Here is a 17,985-nt window from a genome sequence, read left to right as displayed (position 1 = left end):
TTGCTGTCCGGTATCGACATGATGTCCATGCCGCCTCATCGCCCTGACCGCTATCTGGATGCCTACATGAAAATTTCCCGCACTCTTGCCTTGCTTCTGTTGTCCGCCGGCCTGCTGGCTGACGCTGCTGCCGCGCCTGCCGGCAGCTATTTCCGCTTTCCCGCCGTACGCGGCGATACCGTCGTCTTCACGGCCGAAGGCGATTTGTGGAAAAGCAATCTGCGCGGTGGAGCGGCGCAGCGCCTGACCACGCATCCCGGCTATGAGACGAATGCGGCGATTTCGCGCGATGGCCAGTGGCTGGCCTTTTCCGCCGCCTATGAAGGCGCGCAGGAAGCCTACGTGATGCCGCTGGCGGGCGGCTTGCCGCGCCGCATTTCGTATGACAATGGCGGCGTGCTGGTGCTGGGCTGGACGGCGCAGGGCGAAGTGCTGGTCAGCACGCAAAATACGGATGGTCCCGCTTCGCGCCGCATCGTCGCCGCCATCGATCCCGTGAAGCAGACGCGGCGCGTATTTCCCGTGGCCGACGCCAACGACGCCGTGCTCGACGACGCGGGCAAGACGCTGTTCTTCACGCGTTTCGGCCTGGCCATGACCAACGACAATGTGCGCAATTACCGGGGCGGCGCGCATGCCACCCTGTGGCGCTATGAGCTCGATGGCAAGGGCGAGGCCGTGCGCATGCATGCGGAGCCTGCCGTGTTGGCGGGCAACAACAAGCGCCCCATGTGGTGGCAGGGCCGCGTGTATTACATCAGCGACGCGGGCGGCAGCGACAATGTGTGGAGCATGCTGCCCGACGGCTCCGACCGCCGTGCCTTGACAACCCACACGCAGTGGGACGTGCGCAATGCGCAGCTGGGCGATGGCAAGATCGTGTATCAATTGGGCGCGGACCTGCAGGTGCTGGACCTGGCGGCAGGCACGGACTCGTCGTCATTGCCGATCAATCTCGTATCCGACTTCGACCAGCAGCGCGCGCGCCAGATCCGTTCACCGCTCGACACCCTCTCCAATGTGCAGCTCTCCGGCAAGGATGAGCGCATCATCCTCACGGCGCGCGGCAAGGTCAGCATCGCCGGCACGGGTAGTCTGCGCAGGGTCGACATTGCCATTCCCGACGGGGCGCGGGCGCGCGACGCCGTTTTTTCCAGCGACGAGAAATCCGTCTTCGCCATCGTCGACACGAGCGGCGAGAATGAAATCTGGAAATACGCCGCCGATGGCTCGGGCAAGGGCGAGCAGCTGACGACGCAGGGCGATAACCACCGCTGGAAACTGTATCCGTCGCCGGACGGGCGCTGGCTGGCCCACACGGACAAGAAGGGCCGCTTCTGGCTGCTGGACCTGGCAACCAGGGGCAACCAGCTGATCGATGATGCGGGCAAGGCGGGCGTGGACAAGCACGACGAAGTGCAATGGTCGTCTGACAGCCGCAACCTGGCCATCGTGCGCGTGGCCAGCAACGAGCAGCGCGAGCAGATCGGCCTGTACAACCTCGCATCGAAACAGCTGCAATTCGTCACCAGCGACCGCTACACGTCCGGTTCGCCCGTGTTTTCGCCCGACGGCAAGTGGTTGTACTTCCTGTCGGCGCGCAATTTCCAGCTGGCCAACGGCTCGCCGTGGGGCGACCGCAACATGGGGCCCGTGTTCGACAAGCGCATCGGCGTGTATGCGCTGGCGCTGCAGCCGGGCAACCGCTTCCCGTTCCAGCCCGACGATGAGCTGAGCCGTCCTGGCGTCAAGCCGGCCGAGACGGACGATGAAAAGGCGGCCGAACAGGCGGCGGAAAAGGCATTGGAAAAGGCCGGCGGCAAGTCGGCCGTGAAAAAGGTGCCGGCCGCCTTGCCGGCCATCGTCAGCCAGGGCCTGGCCGAGCGCCTGTATGAAGTGCCGCTGGCGGCGGGCAACTACAGCGCGCTGGCCGCCGACGACAAGCGCCTGTATTTCCTCGAGCGCGATAGCGGCGAGAACAAGTCCAGCCTGAAGACCTTAGCGATTGGCAATACCGGCTCGAAGCCGGAATTGCTGGTGGCCAATGTGCGCGAATTCGACCTGGCGCAGGATAAAAAACATTTGTACTACCGCACGGCCACGGCCACCGGCCCTGGCGAGATGCTGGTGATCGAGGCCGGCGCCAAGCTGCCGGCCGACCTGTCGAAAGCCAAGGTCAAGGTCGATGACTGGACGTTCGTGTCGAATCCACGCCTGGAATGGAAGCAGATGTTCAACGACGCCTGGCGCCTGCACCGCGACTTCCTGTACGACGCGAAGATGCGGGGCGTGAACTGGAAGGCGGCGCGCGACAAATATGCGCCGCTGGTCGAGCGGGTCACGGACCGGGCCGAACTCAATGACGTGCTGGGCATGATGGTGGCCGAAGTGGGCGCCCTGCATTCGCAGATACGCCCCGGCGAACTGCGCCGCACGGAGCAGGAGGGCACGCCGGCCGGCCTGGGCGCCGTGCTGGCGCGCACCAGCGAGGGCTACCGGGTCGAGCATGTCTACCGCAGCGAAGCGGAATTGCCCTCGGCGCGCGCACCGCTGTCGCGCCCCGAAGTGGATGTGAAGGCGGGCGACGTGATCACGGCCGTCAACGGCAAGGACGTGCTGGCTGCACGCGACATCAGCGACCTGCTGTTGAACCAGGCCGACAAGCAGGTGCTGCTGCAAGTCAAACGTGGCAAAGGCGCGCCGCGCGCGGTCATCGTCACGCCCGTCAACATGGCGAAACAGACGGCGCTGCGCTATGGCGACTGGGAGCTGAGCCGCGCCGAGCAAGTGGCCGCCGCCTCGCAGGGGCGCATCGGCTACCTCCACCTGCGCGCCATGGGCGCCAATGACATCGCCTCGTTCGCGCGCGATTTTTACGCCAACATCAACCGCGAAGGCTTGATCATCGACGTGCGGCGCAATAACGGCGGCAATATCGACAGCTGGATCATTGAAAAACTGCTGCGCAAGGCCTGGGCCTACTGGGCGCCTCCGGGTGTGCAGCCGTCGTCGAACATGCAGAACACTTTCCGCGGCCACCTGGTGGTGCTGGTCGATGAACTCACGTATTCCGATGGCGAGACCTTCGCCGCCGGCATCAAGGCATTGAAACTGGCGCCGCTGGTGGGCAAGCGCACGGCCGGCGCCGGCGTCTGGCTCAGCGACAATACGCGCCTGGCCGACAACGGCATGGCGCGCGTGGCGGAAAACGGCCAGTTCGGCATCGATGGCCAGTGGCTGATCGAAGGCGTGGGCGTAGTACCGGACGTGGAGGTGGAAAATCCGCCGCACGCCACCTTCAACGGCGCCGACCGCCAGTTGGAAGTGGCGCTCGACATGCTGGCGAAAAAGCTCAAGGAGCAGCCGCGCCCCGCCTTCCAGGCGCAGCCGATCCCCGCGCTGAAGTAGTCCCGCTACAGGCCGTAGGCGGCCTTGAAGTGTTGCGTGCGGCGGCGCGATACCTCGACCACGCTGCCATCCAGCAGGTGCAGGGCCAGGCCATCGGCCGCGTTCGGCGCCAGCCGCGCCACCTGCGCCAGGTTGACGATCTGGCGCCGGTTGGCGCGCAGGAACTGGGCGGGGTCGAGCTTTTCTTCCAGCTGGTTCAGGGTGCGCAGCATCAGCGGACGCTGTTCTTCGAAATCCACGCGCGTGTAGTTGCCTTCCGATTCCAGCAGGCGGATATCGTCAAACGCCACGAACCAGCAGCGTTCCCCGTCCTTGATGAAGACCTTGCGCGGCGCGGGCGGCGGCACGGCTTGCGCCCGCGCGCCGGCGCGCGCCAGCGCCGTGGCCAGGCGCGCCGCCTGCACGGGTTTTTGCAGGTAGTCGAGGGCGCTCACCTCGAACGCCTGCAGCGCGTACTGGTCGAAGGCCGTGCAAAAGATGACGTCGGGCGCCTCATCGAGCGCGGCCAGCAGGTCGAAGCCGGAGCCGCCCGGCATCTGCACGTCGAGCAGCAGCAGGTCGGGGTGCAGCTTGCCGATCTGCGCGACGGCGTCGGCTGAGCTGGCCGCCTCGCCCACGATCTCCACCGCGCCGCACTGCACATGCGGCGCCAGCAGCCGGCGCAGCTCGGCGCGCGCCAGGCGCTCGTCATCGACCAGCATGACCTTGAGCGGCGCTCCGTTCATGCCTGCTCCGGCAAGTCGATGGTGGCGTACACCCAGCCCGCTTCCTGGCGCAAGGCCAGGCTGGCGCGCTCGCCGCAGGCCAGCTGCAAGCGCTGGCGCGCATTGCGCAAGCCGATGCCGGTGGAGCCGGACGCGCCGCGCAGCTGGCCCGTATTGGCCACCTCGATCCGCAGCATGTCCACGCCAGTGCCGCGCTGCGCCGCGATGCGGATGTCGCCGCCATCGGCGCTCGCTTCCACTCCATATTTGACGGCGTTTTCCACCAGCGTTTGCACGGCCATGGGCGGCACGCGCACGTGTTCCAGGGCGGGTGTGCTGATCTCGATCACGAAGCTGACGCGCAGGCGTTCCTCGAAGCGTATTTGTTCGATGACCAGGTAGGCGCGCACGGCGTCCAGTTCGGCCGACAGTGATACGGTGGCGTGCTGGCCCGACTGCAGCGCGTGGCGCATCAGCTTGGCCAGCTGGTCGATCATGTGCGCGGCCGCGTCGCGGTCTTCGAAGATCAGCGCGCGCACGCTATTGAGGCTGTTGAAGAAGAAATGCGGATTGACTTGCGCCTGCAAGGCACGCAGTTCCGCCTCCCGCCCATGCAGCTGCAGGCGCAGGGTTTCCGCTTCCAGGTGGGCGGCGCGGCGCAGCGACAGCGCGGTAAAGTAAAATACCGTCCAGGTCAAAAATACCCCGAACCAGAATAGCAGCGCACCAGGCAGCCAGGCCAGGCCGCGCAGCACATCGGGTGGATACATGAGGTGGAAGGCGGCCGTCACGCTGGCCGTCTGGATGGCGGCCAACAGCAATAATGATGGCAGCACGCGCGTCCAGCGCATGCCGTTCGCCACCCAGCCGCGCCGCTGCAGGACGCCATGCCACAGGTGCGACAGCAGCAGCCCGCCCAGCGAGCCCCAGCAGGCAATCGCCACGACGATGCGCAGCTGCGAGGAGCCGCCATATACGCTGTTGAACAGGGCGAGCGCGCCCCAGCCAGCCAGCTGGAAGGTCCAGTACCAGTTGATCCTGGCCAGCAGCGGCGGCCGGTGCACGGGCAGGTTCACCGCCTAGTCCAGGAACTGTTCGATGCGTGCAACCATCCAGTCCGGCTGGTCGTACATGATGAAGTGGCGCGCCGTGTCGGCCAGCGCGATCTGCACGCCGGGCAGCTGTGCATACTGCTGCTGGAAGGTCGCTTCGATGGCGGCGCGCGGCGCGTAATCCTTGTAGGCGATCCAGGTGCCCAGCACCAGGGTTGGCGATTTTATTTTCGCCACGTCCTGGCGCAGGTCGCTGGCAATCAAGGTGCCCATGGTCTTGATCACCGTTTCGCGGTCCGAGCGCTGGCCCCAGCCGATGATGCGTTCCACATCGGCCGGCGCGCTGGCCATGCCGCTTACCGTGCGGCGCTGGCTCGTGATGGCGCTGGCCGCATCCTGGGTCCGCATGGCCGCTTGCATCTGGCTTGACATGGCTTGCAGTTGTTCCGGCGTGCTCGATGGCAGCTGTGCCGCACCCAGCGCCGGCAGCGAATCGACGATCAGCAGCTTGCCCGTCTGCTGCGGATGGTCGATGGCCAATTTCAGGGCCAGGAAACCGCCCAGGCTATGCCCGATGATGGCCGGCTGGCCCAGTTTTTTCGCCACGATGTAGTCGGCCAGCTGCTGCTCGGCTTGCGCCAGCAGGTCGCCTGCGATGGGCGCCACGCCGGCAAAGCCGGCCAGGGTCAGCACGTGGCATTGGCGCGCGGTTTGCGGACCGCACAGGCGCGCCACCGTGCCTTGCCAGACTTCGCCCGACGACGCCAGGCCGGGAATCAGGATCAACGGGCGGCCCTGGCCCGTGACGTCGACCGTGAAGGCCGCAGGCGCGGCGGCCTGGCTGGCGCCCGCCAGCAAGGGGCCGAGTAAAAGCAGTTTTTGCATCGTTCGTTTCATCATGATGTGTTCCTCCTTGACGACGATGCTAGCGGCGCGGGCATGCGGCCGCCAGCGCCGCGGGATGAACGGCGGCAGGGCGGGATGAGCGGTTCAGATCCACACATCCTGGTCCTGGCAATGGTCGGGAAGGTAGGTCAGGTACTGCACCATGCGCGGCGCCGGGCCGCGGTTGGGCGTGGCGCAATGGGGCAGGGCCTGGTGCCAGATGATGAAATCGCCGGCCATGCCGTCGACGGGCACGGGCCGCAAATTGTCGATGGCCCATTCGCGCGGCTGGCGGCCCGGCGGCACTTGCTCCAGCCAGCCGGCCATGCGATGCTGGAAGCCGGGCACGCAGTGAAAGGCGCCATGCTGCGCGGGACAGTCGCTCAGGTACAGCATGCCTTGCAGCTTGAACGGAACCGGCTGTTGCAGGCTGACGTCCCAGTGCAGGGCGCTGCCAAGGAAGCGGTGCTGCGGTGTTTCGGGCGGATTGAAGCTCACCTTGTCGATGCTGGCGTAGATGCCGGTACCGGTACCGTACAGTTGTTGGAAGGCGTGGCGTATGTGCGTGCTGTGGCGGTTTTCCTCGAGGGCCGGATGGTCGGAAAACTGCAGCATCAGGCCCCGCTTGCCCGGGTGCGGCTGGTACCACGATGCCGCATCATGGGGGCTGGCGCCCAGGTAGTCCCAGATCGCCGTTTGTGCGGCGAGGCACTGCGTACGCGGCACGGCGCCGCGCAGCACCAGGTAGCCGTGCTCCTCGAAATGGCGCAACTCGGCGGCGGACAGCACGTCCTGGTGCGCGCTGGCGGCGTGCGCCGGACGCACGCGCGTGCGGCCAGCCAGCCACGCCTGGAAGGCTTCCAGGGAAGGGCGTTGCTGGAACAGGAACTGCATGGCGTCTTCCATGGAAATGCCGCGCGCATACAGTGCCTTGATGTCCCGGTGGTCGCGCGCCAGTCCCTGGTTGCCGTTTGCGTCAGCGTGTCCCGTGCAGCGTTGCCATAAGTCGTGCAAGTGGGGCCAGTCGTTCATGGTGTGCTGGGAATGGTTGAAAAATCAGCCGGTGCGCAGGCGGCGCCACAGGGTGGTGCGGCTGATGCCGAGGTAATGGGCGGCGGCGTCGCGGCGCCCGCCGAAGCGCGCCAGCACGGCGCTGGCGCTTTCTTCTTCCAGGCGCGTCGCGGAAGTGACAGCTGCGGCTGCCGGCGCCGGCTGTAGTGCCGGCGGCAGTGCTGCCGCGCTTGCAGCGCTGGCCAGTTCCGGCGCCACGCCCAGCACGAAGGCGGGTGTCAGCGCCTGCAGCGGTTCGGCAGCCAGGAACAGGGCCAGGCGCTCGGCCAGGTTGCGCAGTTCGCGCACGTTGCCGGGCCAGTCGTAGCGGCGCAGCAGCGGCGCGCAAGCCTGGATTTCCGCGTGCAGGTTGGGGTGCGGACGGGCGCCCAGCGCGGCCAGCGCGTTTTTCAGCGACCATTCGGCCAGGCCGGGTATGTCGCTGGCGCGTTCGCGCAAGGCGGGCAAATGCAGGCGCAGCACGGCCAGGCGGTAGAACAGGTCGGCACGGAAGCGGCCTTCGCGGATGCGTTGCTCCAGGTCGCAGTGCGTGGCGCTGATGATGCGCACATTGATGGCGATGGGGCGCGTGCCGCCCACGCGCACCACTTCGCGCTCTTCCAGCACGCGCAGCAGGCGCGTTTGCAGGGCCAGCGGCATTTCGCCGATTTCGTCGAGGAACAGGGTACCGTGGTTGGCCGCTTCGAACAGGCCTGCATGGCCGCCCCGGCGCGCGCCCGTGAAGGCCCCGTCCTCGTGGCCGAACAGTTCCGACTCCAGCAGAGACTCGGCGATGGCGCCGCAATTGATGGCGATGAAGGGCCGGTTCGCGCCCAGGCTGCGCGGGCTTTCGCGGTGGATGGCCTGCGCCACCAGTTCCTTGCCGCTCCCCGTTTCGCCCTGGATCAGCACCGTCGCCGGCGAGCGCGCATACAGCACCACCGACTGGCGCAGCGCTTCCATCGCTTCCGATTCGCCGCGCAAATCGTGCAAGCCGTGGCGCGCGCGCAGAGTGTCGGCCACCACCGCGCGGCGTCCCCGCGTCGATTCGATCTGCGTCAGGCGCGCCAGTTCCAGCGCGTCGTCGAAGGCGCGCCGGATGGCCGTGGCCGAATACACGAAGACAGCGGCCAGTCCCGCTTCCTCGGCCAGGTCGGTGACGAGGCCCGCGCCGACGACGGCTTTCACGCCGGCCGCCTTCAGTTCATTGATCTGCGCGCGCGCGTCTTCCTCGGTGGCGTAGGTGCGCTGCGCGATCTGGAAGCCGAAGGTGGCGGCAAATTCCGCCAGTTCCGGCATCGGGTCCTGGTAGGTGACGACGCCGATGTGCGGCGAGATGCGCCGCGCGCGCGCCAGCGCCTGCATCACGTCGTAGCCGCTGGCCTTGGCGATGATGACGGGTACCGACAGCCGGCCTTTCAGGTAGGCGCCGTTGGAGCCGGCCGCGATGACGGCGTCGCAGCGCTCGGTGGCCATGCGTTCGCGGATGTGGCGCACGGCGTCGTCGAAGCCCAGGTTGATCGGTTCGATCGTCGCCAGATCGTCGTATTCGAGCGTGATGTCGCGGAACAGGTCGAACAACCGCGAGACGGAGACGGTCCAGATGACGGGTTTGTCGCGGTGGTCGAGCGGAGGTTGGGGAGGGCGGCGCATGCTTTATTCTAAACGATTTGTTTCAATTTCTTGCCATGCAACGGCGCTGCAACAGGCGCGTTGCAAGTGGTCTGTGGCGTTTCAAATATTGCCAATAAGGAATATGAAAAAACCCGTGGAAACTGGTTTATGATCTGACAGCACCATGATGCTTGGAGGAATATTTGCCCAGGCACATGTTTATCTCGTCCTTAACCGTCCCATGGTGTCCATGAACCGCGTACCGACCAGTCCCGATTTCATCGCCGATGCCTTGCAGCTGATCGCCTTGCCGGCCTGCGCCTGCGATGCCTGCGGCATGGTGGTGGCGGCGAATGGCGCCTTGCACGCCTTGCTGGGCACGGATATCGCGGGCCGGCTGCTGGCCGACTGTTTTACGGACGCCTACCGCGCGTCGAGCACGAGCATGCTGCGCGGCGCGCTCGGTGCGGCCGGGCGCGAGCGGCAGTGGGACAGCAGCCTGCAAGGGGTATCGGGCGCGATCGCCGTGCAGGTATGGTCGAGGCCGCTGCTGGTGGACGACGGCTTGCCGGGTGCGACCCTCGTGTTTGCCGACATCCGCGTGCAGCAGCGCGACCAGCAAGCCTTGCGCAAGACCATGCTGGAGCAGCAGGCCATCCTGGAAAGCGCGGCCGTCGGCATCATCTTTTCCAAGGGTGGCTTTATCGAGGAGTGCAATATCCGCGCCGCCGAGATGTTCGGCTATGCGCGCCACCAGCTGACGGGCATGCCGGGCGCAGTGTTGTACCGCTCCGCCGAGCATTGCCGCGCCCTGGGACTGGAAGCGGCGCCGCTGCTCTCGAAGGGCAAGCCATACCGCACGGAGCTGGAATTGCGGCGCCAGGACGGCACTTTGTTCTGGAGCCGTTTGCACGGGCGCGCCGTCGATCCCCTCAATACGCATGACGGTACGGTCTGGATCATCGAAGATATCAGCGACCACCGGCGCGATGAAGACCAGCTGCGCCGCGCCATGCTGGAAATGCAGGCCGTGATGGACAATGCGCCGCTGGCCATCGGCTTCCAGCGCGACAAGGGCGTGCTGCGCTACAACCGGCGCTTCGCCGAATGCTTCGGCTTCGATGGCGACAACGGCGTGGGCCTGGCCGTCGCCGACCTGTATCCGTCGCGCGCGGCGTACGAGAGCGTCGTGCGGCAAGCCGCGCCCCTGCTGCGGCGTGGCCTGCCGTTCCAGGGAGAGATGGAGATGCGCCGCCGCGACGGCTCCACGTTCTGGGCCCTGGCGTATGGCTATGTGCTCAATCCCGAGAGCCAGTCCGACCGCGCGCTGCGCGACACGATCTGGCTGTTCGACGACCGCAGCGCGCAGAAGGCGGCCGAGGAGGCGACGCGCCAGCTGATGCTCGAGCAGCAGGCCATCCTCGACAATGCCTCCGTCGGCATCCTGTTTTCCCGTTCGCGCCTGATCCTGCGCTGCAATCCCCGCTTCGCCGAAATGTTCGGCTATGCGCAGGAAGAGATGAAGGGCTTGCCCGCCGCCGAGCTGTTTCCCTCGCCCGCCGCCTACGAGCACTTTGGCGTGCAAGCCACGCCGCTGCTGGGGCAGGGCTTGCCGTACGAGCAGGACGAGTCGCTGTTCCGCCGCCGCGACGGCAGCCTGTTCTGGTGCCGCATCCGCGCCAAGGCTGTCGACCAGACGCACAGCGAGCAAGGCGCCATCTGGATCCTTGAAGACATTACGGCTAGCCGCCAGGCGCAGATGGAGGTGGCGGCCATCATGACGAATGCCTCTGTCAGCATCCTGTACACCAAGAACCGCCAGATCACGCGCTACAACCTGGGCTTTGCCGCCATGTTTGGCTATAGCGGCGACGAGGCGCTGGGCTTGCCCGGGCGCGCGCTGTACGTGTCGCAGCAGTCCTACGATTTACTGGGCGCGGCGGCCTTTCCCTTCCTGTCGGTGGCCAAGCCGTTCCAGACGGAAGTGGAGATGATGCGCCGCGACGGCACGACCTTGTGGGCGCAGCTGATCGCCTATGTCGTCAATCCGGACGACCCGGCCGCCGGCACAATCTGGATCATCGAGGACCGCACGGAAGCCAAGCGCGCCGAAGAATCCTTGCGCAACGCGCTGCTGGAAAACCAGGCCATCCTCGACAGCGCCGTGCTGGGCATCTCGGTGATAGAGGGCGGCCATAATTTGCGCGCCAACAGCAAGATGGAAGAACTGTTCGGCTATGGCCCGGGCGAGATCAACGGCCTGTCCGTGCAGGCCCTGTATCCGGACGTGGCCGCGTGGAAGGTGGCGCGCGGCGAGACGGCGCGCGATTTCGAGGCGGGGCGCGTGCACATGTCGGAATACCAGCTGGTGCGCAAGGATGGCAGCCGCTTCTGGGCGCGGCTGTCCGGCCGGCCGTTCGACCTGGCGCATGCGCATGGCCGCTCCGTGTGGCTGGTCGACGACGTGACGGCGCGCCGCGAGGCGGCCGAGGCGGTGCGCCGCGCGCGCGACGAACTGGAATTGCGCGTGCAGGAGCGCACGGCCGAACTGGCCGGCGCCAACCTGCTGCTGCAGGGCGAGATCGCCGAGCGGCGCCAGGCCGAGGCGCGCGTGCACCACATGGCCTATCACGACAACCTGACGGGCTTGCCGAACCGCGCGCTACTGTCGGACCGGCTGGAACGGGCCATGCTGGCGTCGCAGCGTTCCGGGCGCAAGCTGGCCGTGATGTTCATCGATCTCGATCGCTTCAAGACGATCAACGATTCGCTGGGCCACATGACGGGCGATTTGCTGCTCAAGGAAGTGGCCGCCCGGCTGTGCGGCGCCGTGCGCGCCAGCGATACGGTGGCGCGCCTGGGCGGCGACGAATTCGTCGTGCTGGTGCCGGGCATCCGCGGCGGCGAGGAAGCGGCGCGCGTGGCAGAGAAGATCATCGAGGCGCTCACGCCCGCCTTTCCGCTCGACGGCCATGTGCTGCACGTGACGCCATCGATCGGCATCTGCGTGTACCCGGACGATGGCGGCGACGTCGACGCCCTGATGCGCCATGCGGATGCGGCCATGTACCACGCCAAGGGCAATGGCCGCAACAACTACCAGTTCTTCACGCAGACGATGAACCAGGCGGCGGCCCTGCATTTTGATCTGGAAAGCAGCTTGCGCACGGCGCTGGCGCTGCAGCAGTTCGAACTGGTTTACCAGCCGATTATCGATATCGCCACGCGCCGCCTGCACGGCATGGAAGTGCTGCTGCGCTGGCGCCGTCCCGGCCAAGGCCTGGTGCTGCCGGACCGCTTCATTCCCATCATGGAGGAAAACGGCTTGATCGTGCCGGTGGGCGAGTGGGTGATGCGCCAGGCCTGCGAGCAAAGCATGGCCTGGCGGCGCCAGGGCTTGCAGCCCGTGCCGCTGGCGGTGAACCTGTCGCCGCGCCAGTTCATGCACAAGGGCCTGGTGGCGGCCATCGGCACCGTGGTGCGGGAAACGGGCATCGATCCGGCGCTGCTGGAATTCGAGATCACCGAGACGGCGCTGATGCAGCACGGCGAGCATACGCTGGAGATTCTGCGGCAGATCAATGGCATGGGCCTGCGCCTGTCGATCGACGATTTCGGCACCGGCTATTCCAGCCTGGCCTACCTGAAGCGCTTCCCCGTGAAGAAGGTCAAGATCGACCGCGCCTTCATCAAGGACCTCGAGCACAGCGCGGAAGACCGCGCCATCGTGGCGGCCATCATCGCGCTGGCCGACAGCCTGCAATTGTCGGCCGTGGCAGAGGGGGTGGAAACGGAAGAACAGTTCGCCCTGTTGCAGGCGAACGGCTGCCGCTATGCGCAGGGCTACCTGTTTTCCGCGCCCGTACCCGCCGCCAATGCGCAATCGCTGCTGGAACGCTTGCCTGCTTAGTCGATCGTTGCGACCACCGGTGCATGGTCGGACGGCTGTTCCCACTTGCGGGGCACGCGGTCGATCACGCAGGCCTTGCAGCGGCCGGCCAGGGCGGGCGAGAGCAGGATGTGATCGATGCGCAGGCCCTTGTTCAGGCGGAAGCCCAACTGACGATAATCCCACCAGCTGAACGATTTGTCCGCCTGTTCGAACAGGCGGAAGGCGTCCGTCAGGCCGATGTCGAACAGGCGCTGCAAGGCGGCGCGTTCCTTGTCCGAAACCAGCACCTGGCCGGCCCAGGCGACAGGATCGTGCACGTCGCGGTCGTCGGGGGCGATATTGTAGTCGCCGACGACGGCCAGCTGCGGATGCTGCAGCGCTTCTTCGGCCAGCCAGTCGTGCAGGGTGGACAGCCAGCCCAGCTTGTATTCGTATTTGTCCGAGTCGACGCTCTGGCCGTTCGGCACATAGGCGCAGACGACGCGCACGCCGCCGATGGTTGCGGCCAGGATGCGTTGCTGCGCATCTTCATAGCGGGGATTGTTCTTGACCACGTCGGTGATCGGCAGCTTCGACAGGATGGCCACGCCGTTGTACGTCTTCTGGCCGCTGAAGACTACCTGGTAGCCGGCCGCCTCGATCTCGGCGACGGGGAACTTGTCATCCGTGAGCTTGGTTTCTTGCAAGCACAGTATGTCGACCGGGTTGTCGGTCAGCCACTGCAGCACTTGCGGCAGGCGCACTTTGAGCGAGTTGACATTCCAGGTGGCGAGTTTCATGGGAAAAATCCTTGCTTGAATAGGTGGCGATAGGCGCGAATCTTACCGCATGCGTGCCGATGGCGTCCGGCCCCGCTTGCCGGGCATGGCTTTATTGACTGGCAGCGAAAAAGGGGTGCCAATAAAGTATTTGTATTTAACCAATCGTGGCGCATGAATATTATGTTTTTGTGTATCATTGATCAACCCCTATGTTTGATTTGGCATAAGTGGCTGGCGTGGCGGGCTGCGTCTTGCCGTTTGACGCGACAAAGGTGTAAAGTTTCTCGCTAAAACGCGATAAAAACTACTAAAATGGCACAATGTAACAACTGTGTCATACAGCTTTGTTACAGCCAAGTTAGGAACCGAACAGGAAGCAGTTGTAATTAGTTGTAATTGCTATTCCGATTACATGACCACTGTGCCGGGGGCGGAGCGTCAATTCCGTCTCTGGCGCCGCCAGACTTGTTATATAAATTGCAGTACTGTATCTATGAGACTGTTTTGCGAGATCAATAGATGGTACTATTTTGAAATGTTGCAGTTTTAATAGTGAGACTTGCGCGTAGCATTTGCAAAGGAAGAAAATGCGAACTGCATTTGAAGCGTGGGCGCAGCGTGACGGCCACATTGTGCGGCGAAGAGAAGACAAACCGGATGAGTACCTGATTTTCGAGACCCAGCGCCGCTGGGTTATCTGGCAGGCTGCTCTGACGCATGGCAAGACGGCTGCCAAGCCGCGCGTGAGCGCGGCCGAAAAGGCGGCGAAAGCCCAGCGCGCGCTGGAAATGTCCTCCGATGAAGCGACCGTGCGCAACAAGGTGCTCAATGAAGTGCTCGACGCCTTCAGCGGCGCCGATGGCGCGGCCGGCATGGAAGGCATACTGAAAGTGATCCAGGGCCTGAAGCAAAAGCAGAAGGCGCTGGCCGACGACAAGAGCGAAGATTCAACGGCTTGAGGGGACGGCGATGCGTTATCGGCACTACAAGGGCGGCATTTACGAACTGGTGTGCGAAGCCACGCTGGAAGCGGATCTGACGCCGATGATCGTCTATCGCGCCGAGGACGGTTCCATCTGGACCCGGCCGAAAGACGTGTTTTTTCAACTGATCGAAGTCGAAGGCGTCATGGTCCAGCGTTTCGCTCCCATCAACTGATGGCCGCCTGCGTGCGTGCCCGGGATTTTCTTCATGCATAAATTGCTGCCTGCCGCTTTGGTGCTGGGTTTTGCCTGCGCCGCGGCGCATGCCGAAACCATCGGCTCCGTCGACACGGTGTTCAAATTGATCGGCCCTGACCACAAGATCGTCGTCGAAGCGTATGACGATCCCCGCGTCGCTGGCGTGAGCTGCTATCTGTCGCGCGCCAAGACGGGCGGCATCAAGGGCGCCGTCGGCCTGGCCGAAGACAAGGCCGATGCGGCCGTGGCCTGCCGCCAGGTGGGGCCGCTGCAATTCAAGGGCAAGCTGCCGCGCCAGGAAGAAGTGTTCACCGAGCGTGCCTCGATCTTCTTCAAGCACGTGCGCGTCGTGCGCATGGTCGACAGCAAGCGCAATGCGCTCGTCTACCTCGTGTATTCCGACCGCCTGATCGACGGCAGTCCGAAAAACAGCGTCACCGCCGTCGCCGTGCCCGGCGACCAGCCGATTCCCGTCCGTTAAGCGAGCATCCCATGCGCATGCCATCGTCTGCAGCCCTTGCCGCCAGGACGCTGCTGCTGTTTGGCCTGGGCGGCTGCGCCACCCTGACGGGCAACACCGAGCAGATGGTGCTGGTGCAAACCATCCAGGACAACCGCGAGCTGACGGGCGCCGGCTGCATCCTCAGCAACGACGTGGGCAAGTGGTTCGTCACCACGCCCGGACGCATCACCATCCGCAAGAGCCAGGAACCGTTGAGGGTCGACTGCCGCAAGCATGGTTCACCGGCCATCGCGACGGACGACCACATCGACCCCAAGCTCAATGGCAGCGTCTGGGGCAATGTCATCCTGACCCTGGGCGTCGGTTATTTCGTCGATCGCAACACGGGCGCCGGCTTTGACTACCCGTCGATCCTGACCATCGTCATGCAGGACCCCGCGCGCCTGGCGCCGCCGCCCGCGCCCGTCGCCGTGAAACCGCCAGCCCCGGCCTTGCCGGAAACGGTGGTGCAGCCCAAGGTGGCGCCATCGCCCTTGCCCAATCCCGTCGTCTACTGATTAATACGCCACACATGAAAAAGCCGCCAGGTCAGTGACCGTGGCGGCTTTTTTGTGCCTCGCGCTGCCGGTGGCGCAGCGCCACCGGCAGGCGTCAACTTACACGCGGTTGATCAGGAACGTGGTCAAGAGTGGCACTGGACGGCCGGTTGCGCCTTTTGCGCCGCCCGATTTCCATGCCGTGCCGGCGATGTCCAGATGCGCCCAGGTGTACTTCTTGGTGAAGTTTTCCAGGAAGGCCGCTGCCGTCACCGCGCCGCCGCCTGGCGTGCCGATGTTGGCCAGGTCGGCGAAGTTCGATTTCAACTGCTCGTTGTACGCCTCTTCGATCGGCATGCGCCATGCCGTGTCGCTCGACTGCTTGCCCGCTGCCAGCAATTCATTGGCCAGCTGGTCATGCGCCGCATCGCTGCGCGTAAACAGGCCGCTGTTGTGGTGGCCCAGGGCGACGACGCAAGCGCCCGTCAGGGTGGCGATATCGACCACGGCTGCCGGCTTGAAGCGTTCGGCGTAGGTCAGCGCGTCGCACAGCACCAGACGGCCTTCGGCGTCCGTGTTCAGCACTTCGATGGTCAGGCCGTTCATGGAGGTGACGATGTCGCCCGGCTTGGTGGCGCGGCCCGACGGCATGTTTTCGCATGCGGCGATGACGCCGATGACGTTCAGCTTCAGGTTCATTTCGCCGATGGCGCGGAAGGTGCCCAGCACCGAGGCGGCGCCGCACATGTCGTACTTCATTTCATCCATGCCAGGACCGGCCTTGATCGAAATGCCGCCCGTGTCGAAGGTGATGCCCTTGCCGACCAGGACGACTGGCGCATCCTTGGCCTTGCCGCCCATGTGCTTCAGGACGATGAATTTCGGCGGCTGCTCGCTGCCGTTGGTGACGGACAGGAAGCTGCCCATCTTCAGCGCTTCGAGTTGTTTGCGGTCCAGTACTTCGACTTCGAACTTGTAATCCTTGGCCAGCTGCTTGGCCGTGTTGGCCAGATAGGTCGGGTTGGCGACGTTCGCGGGCAGATCGCCCAGGTTGCGCGTCAGGTCGGAGCCGTTGGCGATGGCGATGGCTTGGGCCAGCGCGCCGCGCGTGGCGCTTGTCGCTGGCGCTGCCAGGACGATCTTGCGCACGCCTGCTGGCGCCGGATCTTTTTTGCTTTTTTGCGAGTCGCTGCGGTATTCGCTGTCGTGGGCGGCTTGCACCACGCAACGGATTGCCCAATTTACGTCGCGCTCTTTCACTTCAGCCAGCGGTAATGCGATAATGGCGTCCGCAGCGCCCAGCGAGCCGAAGGCCTTCAGTGCGGCTTGTACGCCGGTTGCGAAGCTTTTTTCGCTGACAGTGTCATCGCTGCCCATGCCTACCAGCAGAACACGTTCGGCGGCGACGCCATCGACCGCGCGCAGCAGCAAGGTGCTGCCAGGCTTGCCGCTGATGTCGCCGGACTTCAGCGCAGCCGAAATCGCACCCTTGCTGTCCAGCGATTTTGCCGCTGGCGACAGTTTTTTGTTTTCGAATACCGCAACCGCGATGCATCCGCTTTTGGCCGTGCCGAGGGTGCTCTTGGTATCGAATGCTTTTATGCTAAAGTCCATTTGGTTCTCCGTTTTCATTTACTAGTAACGTGTTACTCAACTAACTGACCCGAATTATAAACTCCGAATGATCTTTCAACGCGCCCTTCGACGTGAATTGGCTAGTGCTGCCGGGGCCACCTTCACAGTTTTGTTCAGCATCCTGCTCACCTGGATGCTGATCGGTATTCTCGGCAAGGCGGCGGGCGGCAAGATCGCGTCGGCCGACGTCATGTCCCTGATGGTTTTTTCCGCCCTGATGCAGCTGCCCACCATCATCATCCTCACCGGATTCATTTCGGTGCTGATGGTCGTCACCCGCAGCTACAAGGAATCGGAGATGGTGGTGTGGTTCGCCTCGGGCCTGAGCCTGTCGCGCTGGATCTGGCCCGTGCTCAGCTTCGGTCTGCCGCTGGTGCTGGCCACCGGCGTCCTGAGCCTGTACGCCACGCCGTGGGCGCAAAAGAAAAGCGATGAATATGTGGCGCGCTTTGAAAAGCGCGAAGACCTGCAGAAAGTCACGCCAGGCCAGTTCCGCGAATCGGCCGGCAGCAACCGCATCTTCTTCGTCGAGGGCGTCAGCGGCGAAAAGAATGTGGTGCAGAACGTCTTCGTCAATACCGTCGATGAAAAAGGCAGCGCCGTCGTCGTTGTCGCCAGGGAAGGCGTGATCAATACCGACGCCACGGGCGAACGCTTCCTGGTGCTCAAGAGCGGCCGCCGCTACCAGGGCGTGCCGACGCAGGCGGACTTCCAGACCATGGAATTCGAACAGTACATTATGCGCATCGAGAGCAAGCAGCAGGAACTGGGCGCGGAACTGGGCGTGCGCGCGATGAGCACCAT

The 17,985-nt window shown here is 64.7% G+C and carries 14 protein-coding genes; 7 read left to right on the top strand and 7 right to left on the bottom strand.

The window, feature by feature from the left end; genetic code table 11:
- Nucleotides 1-66: 66 nt before the first annotated feature.
- Complete coding sequence (locus VM94_RS05605) at nucleotides 67-3,408, top strand: S41 family peptidase (protein WP_046682692.1); 3,342 nt, start codon at nucleotides 67-69, stop codon at nucleotides 3,406-3,408.
- 5 nt (nucleotides 3,409-3,413) lie between these two features.
- On the opposite strand, the gene VM94_RS05600 is transcribed toward VM94_RS05605, so the two are convergent.
- From VM94_RS05600 to prpR, 5 genes are all read right to left on the bottom strand, one after another.
- The gene (locus VM94_RS05600) at nucleotides 3,414-4,133 is read right to left on the bottom strand and encodes a LytR/AlgR family response regulator transcription factor (RefSeq protein WP_046682578.1); all 720 of its coding nucleotides are present in this window, start codon (nucleotides 4,131-4,133) and stop codon (nucleotides 3,414-3,416) included.
- The gene (locus VM94_RS05595) at nucleotides 4,130-5,188 is read right to left on the bottom strand and encodes a sensor histidine kinase (RefSeq protein ID WP_235432851.1); all 1,059 of its coding nucleotides are present in this window, start codon (nucleotides 5,186-5,188) and stop codon (nucleotides 4,130-4,132) included. The genes VM94_RS05600 and VM94_RS05595 overlap by 4 nt, the downstream gene beginning before the upstream one ends.
- 3 nt (nucleotides 5,189-5,191) lie before the next feature.
- The gene (locus VM94_RS05590) at nucleotides 5,192-6,064 is read right to left on the bottom strand and encodes an alpha/beta fold hydrolase (RefSeq protein WP_046682577.1); all 873 of its coding nucleotides are present in this window, start codon (nucleotides 6,062-6,064) and stop codon (nucleotides 5,192-5,194) included.
- 90 nt (nucleotides 6,065-6,154) lie between these two features.
- Entirely contained in the window at nucleotides 6,155-7,081 is a 927-nt protein-coding gene (locus VM94_RS05585) for a phytanoyl-CoA dioxygenase family protein (protein WP_046682576.1), read from the bottom strand.
- A 24-nt stretch (nucleotides 7,082-7,105) separates the two neighbouring features.
- On the bottom strand, nucleotides 7,106-8,752 hold the full coding sequence (gene prpR, locus VM94_RS05580) for a propionate catabolism operon regulatory protein PrpR (protein WP_046682575.1): 1,647 nt from the start codon (nucleotides 8,750-8,752) through the stop codon (nucleotides 7,106-7,108).
- 211 nt (nucleotides 8,753-8,963) lie between these two features.
- Here prpR and VM94_RS05575 point away from each other — a divergent pair, with 211 nt between their 5' ends.
- Entirely contained in the window at nucleotides 8,964-12,623 is a 3,660-nt protein-coding gene (locus VM94_RS05575; RefSeq protein ID WP_046682690.1) for a sensor domain-containing protein, read from the top strand.
- Here VM94_RS05575 and xth read toward each other — a convergent pair.
- Complete coding sequence (gene xth / locus VM94_RS05570; RefSeq protein ID WP_046682574.1) at nucleotides 12,620-13,384, bottom strand: exodeoxyribonuclease III; 765 nt, start codon at nucleotides 13,382-13,384, stop codon at nucleotides 12,620-12,622. The two genes, VM94_RS05575 and xth, sit on opposite strands and share 4 nt — an antisense overlap.
- Before the next feature lie 569 nt (nucleotides 13,385-13,953).
- On the opposite strand from xth, the gene VM94_RS05565 reads away from it, so the two are divergent.
- Genes VM94_RS05565 through VM94_RS05550 form a run of 4 tightly spaced genes read left to right on the top strand, consistent with a single transcriptional unit; the run spans nucleotide 13,954 to nucleotide 15,567 of the window.
- Nucleotides 13,954-14,325 carry a hypothetical protein gene (locus VM94_RS05565; protein WP_034751548.1) on the top strand — a complete coding sequence of 124 codons (372 nt, stop codon included), beginning with the start codon at nucleotides 13,954-13,956 and terminating at the stop codon, nucleotides 14,323-14,325.
- A gap of 10 nt (nucleotides 14,326-14,335) precedes the next feature.
- Nucleotides 14,336-14,524 (top strand): DUF1653 domain-containing protein, encoded by a 189-nt coding sequence (locus tag VM94_RS05560; RefSeq protein WP_034751545.1) that lies wholly within the window; start codon nucleotides 14,336-14,338, stop codon nucleotides 14,522-14,524.
- A 33-nt stretch (nucleotides 14,525-14,557) separates the two neighbouring features.
- Complete coding sequence (locus VM94_RS05555) at nucleotides 14,558-15,028, top strand: CreA family protein (RefSeq protein WP_046682573.1); 471 nt, start codon at nucleotides 14,558-14,560, stop codon at nucleotides 15,026-15,028.
- 17 nt (nucleotides 15,029-15,045) lie between these two features.
- Nucleotides 15,046-15,567: a hypothetical protein gene (locus VM94_RS05550; protein WP_185982106.1), complete on the top strand. Its 522-nt coding sequence runs from the start codon at nucleotides 15,046-15,048 to the stop codon at nucleotides 15,565-15,567.
- A gap of 99 nt (nucleotides 15,568-15,666) precedes the next feature.
- Here the strand turns inward: VM94_RS05550 and VM94_RS05545 are convergent, their stop codons facing one another.
- Nucleotides 15,667-17,160, bottom strand: coding sequence for a leucyl aminopeptidase (locus VM94_RS05545; protein ID WP_046682572.1), 1,494 nt, complete (start codon nucleotides 17,158-17,160; stop codon nucleotides 15,667-15,669).
- A gap of 67 nt (nucleotides 17,161-17,227) precedes the next feature.
- Between VM94_RS05545 and lptF the strand changes: the two genes are divergently transcribed.
- A partial coding sequence (lptF, locus tag VM94_RS28865) for an LPS export ABC transporter permease LptF (RefSeq protein WP_046682711.1) occupies nucleotides 17,228-17,985 on the top strand: 758 nt, incomplete at its 3' end.

The organism is Janthinobacterium sp. KBS0711 (assembly GCF_000988085.1).
GTDB lineage: Bacteria > Pseudomonadota > Gammaproteobacteria > Burkholderiales > Burkholderiaceae_D > Janthinobacterium > Janthinobacterium lividum_E.
This window is presented reverse-complemented; position numbering and strand designations above follow the sequence as displayed.

What these genes read in the sequence shown, in the direction of transcription:
- xth (WP_046682574.1), bottom strand. Translation starts at nt 13,384, where the DNA reads ATGAAACTCGCCACCTGGAATGTCAACTCGCTCAAAGTGCGCCTGCCG.
- prpR (WP_046682575.1), bottom strand. Translation starts at nt 8,752, where the DNA reads ATGCGCCGCCCTCCCCAACCTCCGCTCGACCACCGCGACAAACCCGTC.
- VM94_RS05600 (WP_046682578.1), bottom strand. Translation starts at nt 4,133, where the DNA reads ATGAACGGAGCGCCGCTCAAGGTCATGCTGGTCGATGACGAGCGCCTG.
- VM94_RS05565 (WP_034751548.1), top strand. Translation starts at nt 13,954, where the DNA reads ATGCGAACTGCATTTGAAGCGTGGGCGCAGCGTGACGGCCACATTGTG.
- VM94_RS05605 (WP_046682692.1), top strand. Translation starts at nt 67, where the DNA reads ATGAAAATTTCCCGCACTCTTGCCTTGCTTCTGTTGTCCGCCGGCCTG.
- VM94_RS05555 (WP_046682573.1), top strand. Translation starts at nt 14,558, where the DNA reads ATGCATAAATTGCTGCCTGCCGCTTTGGTGCTGGGTTTTGCCTGCGCC.
- VM94_RS05585 (WP_046682576.1), bottom strand. Translation starts at nt 7,081, where the DNA reads ATGAACGACTGGCCCCACTTGCACGACTTATGGCAACGCTGCACGGGA.
- VM94_RS05575 (WP_046682690.1), top strand. Translation starts at nt 8,964, where the DNA reads ATGAACCGCGTACCGACCAGTCCCGATTTCATCGCCGATGCCTTGCAG.
- VM94_RS05545 (WP_046682572.1), bottom strand. Translation starts at nt 17,160, where the DNA reads ATGGACTTTAGCATAAAAGCATTCGATACCAAGAGCACCCTCGGCACG.
- VM94_RS05560 (WP_034751545.1), top strand. Translation starts at nt 14,336, where the DNA reads ATGCGTTATCGGCACTACAAGGGCGGCATTTACGAACTGGTGTGCGAA.
- VM94_RS05590 (WP_046682577.1), bottom strand. Translation starts at nt 6,064, where the DNA reads ATGATGAAACGAACGATGCAAAAACTGCTTTTACTCGGCCCCTTGCTG.
- VM94_RS05550 (WP_185982106.1), top strand. Translation starts at nt 15,046, where the DNA reads ATGCCATCGTCTGCAGCCCTTGCCGCCAGGACGCTGCTGCTGTTTGGC.